Here is a 14,019-nt window from a genome sequence, read left to right as displayed (position 1 = left end):
CCGGGGCACGAAGACTTTGCCCTGGCCACTCGCTCGCAGCACCATCGGCACAATGCCGTCTAACTCGGGATGGTCGTCTCCACGTCAACACGAGGTTTCATGATGCGACAGGCCCCAGGCTGACGAGCATTGCCTCACGATCACCAGCCCAAGGCCGACGCAGACCGACATGCCGTGGTGAGACGACGGATCGATCGGAAGACGCTCAAAGCTGCGAGTGCCCGACGACTTCCTCGGGCTCGTTGTCGACGTCGGACTCGACGACCTCGCCGGGGGCGGTGCGGACCGGCCGGCTGGAGCGGACGAGGGCGATGCGGCCGGTCCGGGCCAGCTCGCGGATGCCGTAGGGGCGCATCAGCTCGATGAAGGCCTCGACCTTCGACTCCTGGCCGCTGACCTCGATGATCAGGTGCTCGGGGCTGACGTCGACGACCCGGCCGCGGAAGTCCTGGACCAGCCCGCGCAGCTCGGCCCGACGCTCGGGAGAGGCGTCGACCTTGATGAGCATCAGGTCGCGCTCGACGAACGCCTCCCGGGAGATGTCGATGACCTTGACGACCGTGACGATCTTCTCCAACTGCTTGCGCACCTGCTCCAGCTGGCTGTCGTCGCCGATGACGACGAAGGTGATCCGGGAGAGGTTGGCGTCTTCCGTCTCCCCCACGGCCAGGCTGTCGATGTTGTAGCCGCGCGAGGCCAGCATGCCGGAAATGTGGGACAGGACTCCCGGCTGATTCTGGACCAGGGCGCTGAGCACGTGGCGATGGCGGTGGCGGTCCCGGGCCGGGCGGTTCGTCTCGGACATCGATTCCTCTTCGAAAAACAAAGTGTGGCCCGCCCTCTCGGGCTGGCAAGCCTACCGGCCGGGCGGCCCGAGCCGCCCCGGTTCACCGATCTCGCCAATCGTCGCAGGGGCCCGGGCCGTCGCCGCGTTCGTCATCCATCGGGCACGGAACGCACGAGCACGGATTCCGATTGCCTGGTCCAGGAGGGCTGAATCCGTGGAGAAGGGGCCCCCTCCTCCTCCAGATTCGGTCCTGGACGCGCGGAAACCGCTCTTCAAGTGTACGGGCCTCGTTCCCGGCCCCGCAAGGCCGAGCGTCGAAGCCCGATGGTCGCCCGACACCGCGCAACGGGTCCCGGTTCGGGCCGTCGGGTCCCCGGCCCCGGCCCCGGCTCCCTTCGACCGAACGATCCTCGATGTCCCTTCGTAGCGTACGGAGACGGGGCCGAGACGCGTCCCGGCCCGCCGCCCTCCGACACATCGGCGACGGCCACGGGAGCGAACGGGCTCCGGCCCGCCGATCCGGCGATCGCCGCCCGATCTCCCGAAGCCAGGCGGGCCCCCGAGATCGGGCCGGCTCGGCCCCCCAAGGGGTCCCTGGAGACCGTTGCGAAACCGAGGGGCTCGTCACTAAGATGAACACCCCACAGAAACCGAACAGGACCGGCACGACGAGGCTTCGGCCCGAATTCCCCCGCGCCCGATCGGTCCGAGGCACCCGTCGCGATCCGCTCGCGGGGGCCCCCCGACCCGTCGGGCGAGTTGGGCCGGGCAAGCCCTGTCGGGCCGGGGCGTCCCCGCCCAGGCACCAACCCACCCCATATTCTGGCGTCGCGTGAAGGATGGCTCTGGCATCATGACCACCACGCCCGTGATGATCGAGGCCCGCGGCCTCACCAAGCAGTTCGGCTCGTTCCTGGCGGTCCGAGACGTGAGCTTCCAGGTCCCGAGCGGACAGGTCGTCGCCTTCCTCGGCCCGAACGGCGCCGGCAAGACGACGACGATGCGCCTGCTGACCGGCTTCATCGCCCCGACGCACGGCCAGGCGTCCATCGCCGGGATCGACGTGCAGGCCGACCGCATCGCCGCCGCCGAGCGGCTCGGCTACCTGCCCGAGAACGGGCCGCTCTACCCCGACATGACCCCCATGGCGATCCTCGAATTCTTCGGCCGGGCCCGGGGCATGGGCGCCTCGGCCCTGAAGGACCGGATCGAGGCGGTCGTCGGGCTCTGCTCCCTCTCGACGGTCGCCTACAAGCCGATCGCCAAGCTCTCGAAGGGGTACCGCCAGCGCGTCTCGATGGCGCAGGCGATCCTGCACGACCCGGACGTCCTGATCCTCGACGAGCCGACCTCCGGCCTCGACCCGAACCAGATCAAGGGGGTCCGGCAGCTGATCCGCGACCTCGGCCGATCGAAGACGATCCTCGTCTCGACCCACATCCTCCAGGAAGTCGAGCCGGTCGCCGACCGCGTGCTGTTCATCCACGACGGCCGCCTCGTCTTCGACGGCGCCCCGGCCGAGATGCGGGCCGGGGTCGCCTCGCTGGAGGAGAAGTTCTACCAGCTCACCGCCTCGCCCGCCTGATCGGCCTGGTAGGGTCGAGCCCTCGTCATTGAGGGCAAGCGGCCCCCGATCCTGGCCGTCTCGTTCGACAAGCTGAGCTGAACCAGACACTCGTTCATCCAAGTCATTTGTCTTGATTCGAGGGACCGCAACGGTGACGACGATCCAGAACGAATCAACCCGGACGACCGCCCCCGGGCGGCCCGCGGCGGGGGCCATCGCCCTGCCCTTGCCCCGGCCGTTCGTCGTGGGGGCCGTCTGCCGGCGCGACCTGGCCCGCTACTTCACCAACGTCGCCGGCTACGTGTTCATCGTCCTGTTCATTGTCACGAGCTCGGTGGCCGCCTTCTGGCCCGAGGCCTTCTTCGCCAACAACCTGGCGACCCTTGGCCAGCTCAACGACCTGATGCCCTTCCTGCTCCTGCTGTTCATCCCGGCGATCACCATGAGCGTCTGGGCCGACGAACGCCGACAGGGGACCGAGGAACTGCTGCTCACCCTCCCGGCCCGGGACCTTGAGGTCGTGCTCGGCAAGTACCTGGCCGCGCTCGGCATCTACACCGCCGCGCTCGGCTTCCTCGCCTTCGGCCTGACGGTCGTGCTCGCCTGGCTCGGCCGCCCGGATCTGGGGGTCCTGCTCGCCACCTTCCTCGGCTACTGGCTGATGGGGGGGATGCTCCTGGCGGTGGGGATGGTCGCGTCGTTGCTCTCGGGCAATGTGACGGTGGCCTTCATCCTCGGGGCGCTCTTCTGCGCCGTGCCGGTGTTCGCCGACCTGCTCGGCGGGCTCTCGGGGGCGGGGGCGGCCCGGGTGATCGAGTCGGCCTCGGCCCCGTCGCAGTTCCGCGAGTTCGGCCGGGGGGTCGTGCCCCTCTCGGGCGTGCTCTACTTCGTCGGCCTGGCCGCGGCGATGCTCTATGTGAACGTCGCCCTCGTCGGCCGTCGCCACTGGGCCGGCGGCGAGCGGAGCGTCGGATTGTGGGGTCACGCCCTGGTCCGGATCGTCTCGGTCGTGGTCGTCGTGCTCAGCCTCCAAACCCTCGTCGCCCGGGCCGGCTGGCGGCCCGACCTCAGCGCCGAGCGGCTCAACACCCTGTCGAGCGAATCGCGACAACTGCTCCGGGAGATCCCGAGCGATCGCCCCGTGTTCATCGAGGCATTTTTCAGCCCCGAGGTCCCGCGCGATTACGTCGAGGCCAAGCAGAACCTCGTCGGCCTGCTCAAGGAATTCGCCGCGATCGGCGGCAGCAAGATCCAGCTCAACCTGATCGAGACCGACCGCTACGGCGAGGAAGCCCGGCGCGCCGAGCAGCAATACGGCATCGTCCCCCGCCGCGTCATCACCATCAGCGCCGCCCGCCAGGGGTTCGACGAGATCCTGATGGGGGTCGCCTTCACGAGCGGCCCGGAACAGGTGGTCATCCCCTTCTTCGACCGCGGCCTGCCGGTCGAGTACGAGCTGACCCGGTCGATCCGCACGGTGGCCGGGGCCGACCGCAAGAAGGTCGGCATCCTCGACACCGACGCCGGCCTGCTCGGCAGCTTCGACTTCCGCTCGATGGCCTCGAACCGCGAGTGGCAGGTCGTCACCGAGCTCCGCAAGCAATACGAAGTCACCAGCGTCCCGGCCGACGCGCCGATCCCGAGCGACCTCGACGCCCTGCTCGTCCCGCAGCCGTCGAGCCTGACCGAGCCGCAGGTCGCCAACCTCGTCTCCTACGTCGAGTCGGGCGGGCCGACCCTCCTGTTCATGGACCCCCTCCCCCAGTTCGACCGCTCGCCGCAGATGTCGCTCGCCCCGACCCAGCCGAAGGAGCAGCCCGGCGGAATGTTCGGCGGCGGACAGCCGCCCGAGCCGAAGGGAGACATCACCCCCTTGCTCGATCGGCTCGGCATCGACTGGGCGCAGACCGAGATTGTCTGGAACCCGTACAACCCGCACCCGAAATTCACGGAGCTGCCCCCCGAGTACGTGTTCATCACTCCCTCCAGCGGCGCGGCCGACGCCTTCAACCCGAGCGAGCCGATCGCCTCGGGCCTGCAAGAGCTGATCGTCCTGTTCGGCGGCTACGTCCTGCCCCGCACCGGCGCCGACACCGACTTCACCCCCCTGCTCCGCACGAACGACGAGGGGGGCATCGTCCGCTTCGACAGCCTCGTCAGCCCCAGCTTCTTCGGCATGGGGATCGATCCCAGCCGCGCCACCCGACTGGCCACGAACCGCGCCTACACCCTGGCCGCCCGCCTCGAAGGCAAGGGGGCGGGTGAGGGTGACGACGACGAGGAGGGGGGCAACGGCGGCGTCAACGCGATCGTCGTCATGGACCTCGACCTGATCTCCGACGCCTTCTTCCAGCTCCGCCAGGCCGGCTCCGAGGAGTTCGAGTTCGACAACGTGGCCTTCGTGCTCAATTGCGTCGACACCCTGGTGGATGACGACTCGTTCATCGACCTGCGCAAGCAACGCCGACGCCACCGGACTCTCACCCGCCTGGAGGCCGCCGACCGCGCCTTCGAGGCCGACCGCCTCGACCAGGAACGCGAGGCCGAGGCCGAGGCCGACGACCAGCTCGAGGCGGCCCGCTCCCGGATGAACGACAAGATCGCCGCGATCGAGGCCAACACCGAGCTGGACGACCGCACCAAGCAGGTCATGCTCGCCCAGGTCCGCGAGGTCGAGCAGCGCCGCCTGACCGTGGCCGAGGCGAACATCGAGGACGCCAAGCTCCGCAAGATCGAGGACAGCATCGCCGCCAAGGAGACGCAGCTCCGCGCCATCCGAGGCCAGGTCCGCATGGCCGCCGCCCTCGTCCCCGCCCTGCCCGCCCTTGCCCTCGGCATCGCCGTCGCCGTCATCCGTTCCCGCCGCGAGAACCGCGGCGCCAACCCGAACCGATTGGCCTGATCGCAGGAGGCGGCGGGCGGTGGGCAGTAAGCAATCGGAAGTCAGAGCCTGGGAACCCTCCTCTGCCTGACTGCCCACTGCCTCACCCCTCTGCCTACTGCCTCCTGCCCCCCAAAGAGCCACCACCATGAACGAAACCGCCAAGACGCTCGCATTCGCCGGTGTCGCCCTGGTGACGCTGGCCGCCGCCTCGCTGGCCACCTGGCTGCCCGACTGGCGAGGCCCCGGCGCCGGGTTCGACGACCAGGGGGAGGCCTTCTTCCCCGCCTTCGCCGAGGCCGTCGACGCCGACCCGCTCGCCGCCAGGGTGCTCGAGGTCGTCTCGTACGACGAGGACACGGCCGAGGTCCGCCCCTTCCAGGTCGAGTTCCGCGACGGCGAATGGACGATCCCCTCGCACCACGACTACCCGGCCGACGCCCAGGACCGCATGGCCCGCCTCGCCGCCCAGGTGGCCGACCTGACCAAGGAGGCCATCCGCTCCGACCGCGCCAGCGACCACGAGGAGCTCGGCGTCATCGACCCGATGGACGAGAAGATCACCACGCTCAAGGGCCGAGGCACCCGCGTCACCCTCCGCGGCGCTCCGGGAGGCGAGGCGATGGCCGACCTGATCCTCGGCCGCCCCGTCCCCGACCGCGAGGGGCTCCGCTACGTCCGCATCCCCGGCAAGAACCGCGTCTATTCGGCCGCCGTCGACCTCGACCTGACCACCCGGTTCGCCGACTGGATCGACACCGACCTGCTCAGCGTCTCCGCCCCCCAGACCCGCCTCATCTCCTACGACACCCGCAAGGTCAACCCCGACGAACGCACGGCCGACGGCGCCTTCGTCGTCCGCCCCGGCGACCCGCTCGTCATCCGCCGCGACGACGCGAACGCGTGGACCATCGCCGACCTGGACCCCGACCAGGAGGTCGACGCCAGCAAGGTCGGCGACCTGATCCGGGCCGTCGATGCCCTGCAGGTCGTCGGCGTCCGCCCCCTGCCCAGCGCCCGCAACGCCATCCTCCGGTCGCTCGTCAGCAAGGGGTTCTACCCGACCCAGCAGGGCGACCTGCTCTCGAACGAAGGGAGCCTGACCCTGGCCAACGACGAAGGGGTCGTCTACACCCTCCGCTTCGGCGAGATCACCCTCGCCACCGGAGACGAGCTGACCGCCGGCGTCGGCGAAGACCAGGACGCCTCGGCCGAGGAGGAAGGCGAAGCGGCCGACGCATCCACGGATGAGGAATCCTCCGAATCCGGCCAGACCGAGGGCCGCTACCTCATCGTCTCGGTCGCCTTCGACGAGACCTACCTCGCCGACGACCCCGACGGATCGGCCGACACCCTGCCCGACGACGTCTTCGCCCGGGCCCCGGACGACCCCGCCCGCGTCGAGGCCGAGGCGAAGCTCGCCGCCGAGGCCGAGCGCAAGCAAGAGGCCCGCGATCAACGCATCAACGAAAGCAAGGACAAGGTCGCCGAGCTGAACCGCCAGTTCGCCAACTGGTACTTCGTCGTCCCCGGCGACGACTTCCGCAAGATCAATCTCGATCGCGAGGCGTTCCTCAAGGCCGCCGGCGAACCCGACGCCGCCGACGCCGACGCACCCCCTCCCCCGATCGGCCCCGGCGGCTTCGGCCCCGGCGGCGGGCTCCCGCCCGGCCTGAACCTCCCCGGCCTCGGCAGCCCGCAGGGTTGACCGGCTCGGCACCCCAGGCATTCGAATTCGGCCGCTCGCGTCGGAGGATCCATGACGTCTCCGCTCGATCCCCCCGACGCCCGGCCCGATCGCGTCATGCGACTCCGAGGCGTCCGGGTCCACAACCTCAAGGGGGTGGACCTCGACCTCCCTCGAAACGAGCTGATCGTCTTCACCGGCGTCAGCGGATCGGGCAAGAGTTCGCTGGCCTTCGACACCCTCTACGCCGAAGGCCAGCGGCGCTACGTCGAGACCTTCTCCCCCTACGCCCGGCAGTTCCTGGAGACGCTCGACACCCCCGAGGCCGACCGGATCGACGGGCTCCCGCCCGCCATCGCCGTCTCGCAGCGCCAGGGTAGGCGATCGAGCCGGAGCACGGTCGGCTCCGTCACGGAGGTGCATGATTACCTGGCGATCCTCTACGCCAGGCTCGGCCGGGTCTCCTGCATGAACTGCGGGCTTGAGGTCCGCCCGGCCGACGCGGGCTCGGTGATCGCCGCCGTCGAGGAGTTGCCCGAGGGGGCCCGCTACCAGATCGGTTTCCCCCTGGAGATCCGCCCCGACACCGACCGAAGCGCCCTGGCCGACCTCCTGCGCGAGGACGGCTTCCTCCGCATCCGCGTCGGCGATCGGGTCGAGACGATCGAGGACGCCCCCGTGCCCGACCCGGGCGACGATGCCTCGGTCGATGTGATCGTCGATCGCCTCGTCCGGGGGCGCGAGGACCCGGGGCGCCGGGGAGACTCGATCGAGACCGCCTTCGACCGCGGCCTCGGCCGCTGCCGGGTGATCGCCGACGACCTCGTGCGGACCTTCTATCGCGGCTGGCGATGCTCCGCTTGCGGCACCGACCACCTGGCCCCCGAGCCCCGCCTGTTCCGCCCGAACAGCCCGATCGGCGCCTGCCCGACCTGCCAGGGGTTCGGCCGGGTGATCGACCTCGACCTGGACCGGATCGTCCCCGACCCGTCGAAGTCGATCGAAAGCGGGGCGATCGCCCCCTGGACGACGCCGAACTACCGGGAACACCTCGACAATCTTGTGGGCCTTGCTCCGAAGCTGGGGATTCCGACCGACCGGCCGTTCAAGCTCCTGGAGCCGGAGCAGGTCCGCCTGATCGTCGAGGGGGCGCCCCGCCAGGGCTTCGCCGGGCTCCGACGCTTCTTCGACGCCTTGGAGCGGAAGACGTACAAGATGCATATTCGCGTCTTCCTCAGCCGATGGCGCGGCTACCGCCCCTGCCCCGATTGCGGCGGGGCCCGCCTGCGGCCCGAGGCGCTGGCCGTGAAGGTGGCGGGGCTGGACATCGCCGGCCTCTCGGCCCTGCCGATCGGCGAGGCCCGCGCGGTGATCGACGCCTTCGCCTCGACCGAGGGCGTGGCCGGGCCGATCGCCCGACGCGCCATCGAGCCGGTCCTGACGCGGCTCGGCTACCTCGCTCGCATCGGCCTCGACTACCTAACCCTCGACCGCCAGGCCCGGACCCTCTCCGGCGGGGAGACGCGGCGGGTCGCCCTCACTCGGGCGCTCGGCTCGGGCCTGGTCAACACGCTGTACGTCCTCGATGAGCCCTCGATCGGCCTGCACCCGAGCGACATCGACCGCCTCGTCTCGGCCCTCGTCGACCTGCGCGACCGGAGGAATGCCGTCGTGGTGGTCGAACATGATGAAGCGGTCATGCGAGCCGCCGACCGGATCGTCGACGTCGGCCCCGGGGCCGGGGCAATGGGCGGCCGCATCCTCTACAACGGCCCTCCCGAAGGCTTGGCCACCGCGGCCGACTCGGCCACCGGCGCCTTCCTCGCCCGGCGTCGTCGGGTCGTGCCCCCCGCCCGGCGTCGGGAACCGGTCAGGGACAAGGCCCTGACGCTCAAGGGGGCCACCGGGAACAACCTCAAGGATCTGGATGTCTCGTTCCCACTCGGCCTGATCTGCGTCGTGACGGGCGTGAGCGGGTCGGGGAAGAGCACCCTCGTCGATCGCACGCTCTACCCCGCCCTGCTCCGCCGCTTGAAGGGCGAACACGAGCCGGGCGAGCCGTTCCGCGAATTGCTCGGCACCGGGTCAATCGACGACGTGGTGCTCGTCGATCAATCGCCGATCGGCCGGTCGGCCCGGTCGAACCCGGCCACCTACGTCAAGGCCTTCGACGAGATCCGCAAGACCTTCGCCGCCACCCACGAGGCCAAGCTACGCAACTACGGCCCGAGCCGCTTCAGCTTCAACGTGGCCGGCGGCCGGTGCGAGGCGTGCGAGGGGAACGGCCACCAGATCATCGACATGCAGTTCCTCTCCGATGTCATGGTCCGCTGCCCCGAGTGCCACGGGACCCGCTTCCGATCCGAAACCCTGGAGGTCACCTACCGGGGGAAGTCGATCGCCGAGGTGCTGGACCTGACCGTCCGCGAGGCGTTCGCCTTCTTCAAGAACCGGCCCAAGGTCCAGGCAAAGCTGCGCCCGTTGATGGGAGTCGGGCTCGACTACCTCCGGCTCGGCCAGCCGGCCTCGACCCTCTCCGGCGGCGAGGCCCAGCGCTTGAAGCTGGCCTCGTACCTGCCGACCTCCGCCGCCTCGGCCGCGACCCGCTCGGCCTTGCCGTCGTCCCTCCTACTGCTGGATGAGCCGACGACGGGCCTGCACCCCTCGGATGTGTTGACGTTGATCGATTGCCTGAGCACGCTGGCGGACCTCGGCCATTCGTTGATCCTGGTCGAGCACAATCCCGAGCTGATGCTCTGCGCCGACTGGGTCATCGACCTCGGCCCCGGCGCGGGCGACGCCGGCGGCCGGATCGTCGCCGAAGGGCCCCCCGAGGCGATCGCCCGGGCCGACACCCCCACCGGCCGCGCCCTCGCCGCCGCCCTTGCCGCCGCGGCCGAGGGGCCGGATGATGGGGGGTGAGCTTGATGAAACCTCCGAATGGATCGAGGAGAACACCATGGCGACTCAACCTGATCTGGAAGCTCGTGTCGCAGCAATCGAGGACGATCTCAAACAACTGAAACAGTCCCTGGGACAGGCGACCTCCAAGGCGCCCTGGTGGGAGTCGATTGTCGGAACGTTCGAAAACGATCCGCATTTCGAAGAAGCGATGCGACTGGGTCGTGAGTACCGCGAGTCGCTTCGTCCGAAACCCCGGGCCCGTCGTCGATGATCCTCCTGGACACCGACCTCGTGACGATCCTCCTTCGCGGAACGGGTCGTGACCGTCAAAGGCTGTCCGAACGGCTCCGAGACCGATCGGCTGAGGCAATCACAACGACGATCATTACCTACGAAGAACAGACCCGGGGATGGCTGGCATATGTCTCCAAGGCCCGGACGATGCCCGAGCAAATCGTAGCATATCAACGACTTCAAGATCATCTCGACTGTTATCGTCGCATCGATGTGGTTCCCTTTGATGAGCAAGCCGCCATCGAGTTCCAGCGCCTGAGGCAGGCTCGGGTGCGGATCGGGACGATGGACCTGAAGATCGCCGCCATCGCCCTGGCCAGGGATGCGACCCTGGTCACGAGGAACCTGGGCGACTTCGCCAGGGTGCCCGGGCTGAGGGCGGAGGACTGGACGAGCGATCAAGAATCGGCAGACCAATAAGCTTGAACAATATGATTGGAGCACATGAATGATTGCCACGACGACGCTACTCTCGGTCTTGCTGGCGACCGTGGGGACGAGCGTGCAGGAGCAGGCGACGGAAGGCCAGACCGTGACCGTCGCCGATACGGGGGAACTGCGGAGGGCCCTGGGATCGGCGAAGGCGGGGACGTTCATCGCCCTGGAGCCGGGGGTGTATGAGGGGGGGACCTTCGTCCGCGACCTGGCCGGCGAGCCGGGGCGGCCGATCGTGATCGCGGGGGCCGACCCGGAACGGCCGCCGGTGATCCGGGGGGGCAACTCCGCGTTCCAACTGAGCGGCCCGGCCCACGTGGAGCTGCGGGACATGGTCTTCGAGGGGGCGACCGCCAACGGCCTGAACATCGACGACGGCGGATCGGGCGAGGGGTCGGCGCATCACATCGTCCTGCGTCGATTGGTCGTGCGCGAGGTGGGGCCGGACGGGAATCGGGACGGCATCAAGCTCTCGGGCATCGACACGTTCCGGGTCGAGGATTGCACGATCGAGCGCTGGGGGTCGGGCGGTTCGGGCATCGACATGGTCGGGTGCCACGACGGCGAGATCGTCGCTTGCGTCTTCCGGGACGGGGGCGGCCGGGGGGGCAACGGCGTGCAGGGGAAGGGAGGGACCGCCCGGGTCGCGGTCAGGCAGTGCCGGTTCGAGCAATCGGGCGATCGCGCCCTGAACCTCGGCGGCAGCACCGGCGAGCAGTTCTTCCGGCCGCTCGACCCGGGATACGAGGCGAAGGACCTGCTCGTCGAGGACTGCGTCGTGATCGGCGGCACGGCGGGGGCGGCTTTCGTCGGGGTCGACGGGGCGGTCGTCCGGCACTGCGTCTTCTACCGGCCGGGTCGGTTCGGCCTGCGGATCTTGCAGGAGAGCGTCGGCCCAAACTTCGTGCCGAGCCGCAACGGGCAATTTGTTGACAACATCATCGTCTATCGATCCGACGAGATGGCCTTGCCCATCAACATCGGCCCGAACACGGCCCCGGAGACCTTCACGCTGGCGCGGAACGTCTGGTATTGCCTCGATCAACCGCAGCGAGGCCCAAGGCTCGACCTGCCGGAGGACGGGGGCCGATCGGGGGTGGACCCCGGCTTCGTCGATCCGGAAGGGGGCGACTTCCGGCTCCCTCCGGACAGCCCGGCCCGGCCGGCGGGGCCTCGGGAACCGGGGCGGGACTGAAGGCGGGCGAATTGTCAAAGAGCGGGGCGAGGGAGACGTTGCGGGCGATCCGGCGAATGCACTTGCATTCAAACGCTCATCAGTCGCTCGGTCGAGCCAGGGTGGTCAGGACGAAGCGCCGGGCTTGACTCTGGACGCGAGGCCCCCTCACCCCGGCCCTCTCCCCGCGGGCGGGGAGAGGGGGGAAGGGATGGTTCGGCCAGAGGAGCGGACGGAGGTTCCATGGGGGTCATTGCTCCGAACCGAGAACCCAGGACTCATCAAAGATTGCGTGATTGACGACGGAGCGGCGGTCGGAGGTGAAGACGACGTGGATGCGGCCGTCGCGGGCCTGGAAGGCGATCGGGTAGCCGTAGTCGCGGTCGCCGTCGGCGAGGACGCGGCGGTGGGGGTAGGTGGCGTCGCGGTCGGTCGAGAGGGCGAGGGCGAGCGGGGTGCGGCGGGTCATGCTGTCGTTGTAGACAAGTAAGAGGTTGCCGCTGCGGAGCTTGAGGAAGTCGACGGCGGCGTTGGGGTTCGGGAAGGCGGAGTTGAGCCCCTCGGTCCAGGTCCGGCCGCGGTCGGCGGACTCGGCGCGGATGATGTAGCCGTCGGTGGTCGGGCCGTAGTCGCCGCCGCGTCGGCAGTAGGCGACGATCCGGCCGTCGGGCAGTTGCACGGGGGCGGGCTGGAGGTTCCCGCGGGCCGACCGGATGCGGCCCAGCTCCTGCCAGCCGGCGAAGGGGTCGACCGGGTCGAAGCGGTAGAAGACCGAGCAGGTGTCGGGGCCGACCGACTCGGTGTCCTCCCCCGTCTCGAAGTAGGCGGGGAGCAGGTACGAGCCGTCGTCGAGGACGATCGGCCGGTTGCGGACCATCATGCCGGCCTCGGTGGCGAGGATCGAGGCGTCGGACCAGGTCCGCGCGCCGTCCCGGGAGACCTTGAACTGGATCCGGGAGCTGGACCAGGTCTCGCCGAACCGGACGACGTAGAAGAGCCAGACGAGGCCCTCCGGATCCTGCCAGACGACCCCGTTGCCGGCCGATCGGAAGGGGTCCCGGGCGATGACCTCGGGGAAGGTCCAGGCGTCGGACCCCTTGGCCAGGCGCGACCCGTAGACGGCCGTATCCGTCGCGTACTCCCCCGCGCCGCCGTAGTAGACGAGGTACAGGTCGCCGTTGGCCAGCTCCTCCATGCAGGCCGGATGCTTGTACGGCCCGGTCTCGATCTCCGGCCCGAAGACGCGGCGGATCGTCGGCGATCCTTCAGCCGGGGCGTCGGCCTGGGGAGGGGCAGCGGCAATCATGACAAGGCCAGCGGCGAGCAAGAGGGTCGACATGGGTGCACAGTCCTGGAGTCGAGAGAACGGTCTGAGGTTGGCTCGGATTGGCAGCGGAGCAGAACGAATCGGATCGGATCGGATCGAGGGGTCGTCGGCGACCCGGCTCGGGATTGGATTGGGAATTACCCTATCGCCCGGGTTGGCGTTCGACAACGGCCTCGTCGAGCGTCAATGGGAGGGCGGTCTGGGGGAGCGGCCTGGACAGCGAGCGGTTCTCGAAGACTCGGTGCGGTCGAGGCGGGTGGGTGGCCAGGACGGGGCGCGGGTGCGCGGGACGGTGCGCCCCTGGGTGCGCTACGGACAAGGGGAGAGAGATTGGGCGTAAGGGGTTGATCCGAAAGGGATTTCCAGCCATGTCCCCGGAGTCCGTTTCGGGAACGGGGTCGTCGGCCGCTCGGGGGGGAGGATCGGGACGGATCGGCAGCGGGCCGAAGGCGGTTGGGTCGGCCGGTGCGCCCCCGAGTGCGCCGGGCGGTGCGCCCCCGGGTGCGCTTCCCCGGACGCCGCGGGGCACGGAACCTCCCTGCACTCAAACTGATACCCCACAGGAAGTTGCCGCAAATCAACCTGATCATGCGAGGGGGTCTGGACGGATTCGTTTCGGGAATACGGCCGCAGGGCGAGCAGTCGGGATTCGAGCCGGAACGGCCCTCGATTGATCCCGTCCGTAAAGGGGAAGGAGGGAGGGCGATTCGGATGATTCTGAGCCGCCGGGTGCGCGAGGCGGTGCGCCGCCGAGTGCGCGGGGCGGTGCGCCAAAGGCAAGGGACGGAAGGTGTTGCGGGAGCACGCCATCGGGAAAATCCCGGGGTTCGTTTCGTGAATCGGGAGAGGGTGGATGCTTCATGCTTCCGTTCGATCGGCAACAAGACAGCACGCAATTCCAATCACACAAACACCCAAGCAATCTTCATGAAGGAGGTTCGACCGACAGATCGGGGAAAGGCC

9 protein-coding genes are annotated in these 14,019 nt (G+C 69.2%); 7 read left to right on the top strand and 2 right to left on the bottom strand.

What is annotated here, in order from left to right:
• Positions 1-205: 205 nt before the first annotated feature.
• The gene (gene ilvN, locus AB1L88_RS22235; protein ID WP_367098890.1) at positions 206-805 is read right to left on the bottom strand and encodes an acetolactate synthase small subunit; all 600 of its coding nucleotides are present in this window, start codon (positions 803-805) and stop codon (positions 206-208) included.
• 835 nt (positions 806-1,640) lie between these two features.
• Between ilvN and AB1L88_RS22230 the strand changes: the two genes are divergently transcribed.
• The 7 genes from AB1L88_RS22230 (at position 1,641) to AB1L88_RS22200 (ending at position 11,750) form a co-directional block, all read left to right on the top strand.
• Positions 1,641-2,372: an ABC transporter ATP-binding protein gene (locus AB1L88_RS22230; RefSeq protein WP_367098889.1), complete on the top strand. Its 732-nt coding sequence runs from the start codon at positions 1,641-1,643 to the stop codon at positions 2,370-2,372.
• 133 nt (positions 2,373-2,505) lie between these two features.
• Complete coding sequence (locus AB1L88_RS22225) at positions 2,506-5,256, top strand: Gldg family protein (protein WP_367098888.1); 2,751 nt, start codon at positions 2,506-2,508, stop codon at positions 5,254-5,256.
• A 127-nt stretch (positions 5,257-5,383) separates the two neighbouring features.
• Positions 5,384-6,943, top strand: a complete 1,560-nt coding sequence (locus tag AB1L88_RS22220) for a DUF4340 domain-containing protein (RefSeq protein WP_367098887.1) — start codon at positions 5,384-5,386, stop codon at positions 6,941-6,943.
• 51 nt (positions 6,944-6,994) lie between these two features.
• The gene (gene uvrA / locus AB1L88_RS22215) at positions 6,995-9,844 is read left to right on the top strand and encodes an excinuclease ABC subunit UvrA (protein WP_367098886.1); all 2,850 of its coding nucleotides are present in this window, start codon (positions 6,995-6,997) and stop codon (positions 9,842-9,844) included.
• Positions 9,831-10,097, top strand: a complete 267-nt coding sequence (locus tag AB1L88_RS22210) for a hypothetical protein (RefSeq protein WP_367098885.1) — start codon at positions 9,831-9,833, stop codon at positions 10,095-10,097. The genes uvrA and AB1L88_RS22210 overlap by 14 nt, the downstream gene beginning before the upstream one ends.
• Positions 10,094-10,540 (top strand): type II toxin-antitoxin system VapC family toxin, encoded by a 447-nt coding sequence (locus AB1L88_RS22205; RefSeq protein WP_367098884.1) that lies wholly within the window; start codon positions 10,094-10,096, stop codon positions 10,538-10,540. The genes AB1L88_RS22210 and AB1L88_RS22205 overlap by 4 nt, the downstream gene beginning before the upstream one ends.
• Before the next feature lie 28 nt (positions 10,541-10,568).
• A complete protein-coding gene (locus AB1L88_RS22200) occupies positions 10,569-11,750 on the top strand; it encodes a right-handed parallel beta-helix repeat-containing protein (RefSeq protein ID WP_367098883.1) in 1,182 nt (393 codons plus the stop codon).
• A 229-nt stretch (positions 11,751-11,979) separates the two neighbouring features.
• Here AB1L88_RS22200 and AB1L88_RS22195 read toward each other — a convergent pair whose 3' ends face one another.
• A complete protein-coding gene (locus AB1L88_RS22195; protein WP_367098882.1) occupies positions 11,980-13,068 on the bottom strand; it encodes a sialidase family protein in 1,089 nt (362 codons plus the stop codon).
• Positions 13,069-14,019 lie beyond the last annotated feature (951 nt).

Origin of the sequence: Tautonia sp. JC769 (assembly GCF_040717455.1) — a bacterium.
Classification (GTDB): Bacteria; Planctomycetota; Planctomycetia; order Isosphaerales; family Isosphaeraceae; genus Tautonia.
Note: the sequence above shows the minus strand (reverse complement) of the source record. Positions and strands in the feature narration are given on the sequence as shown.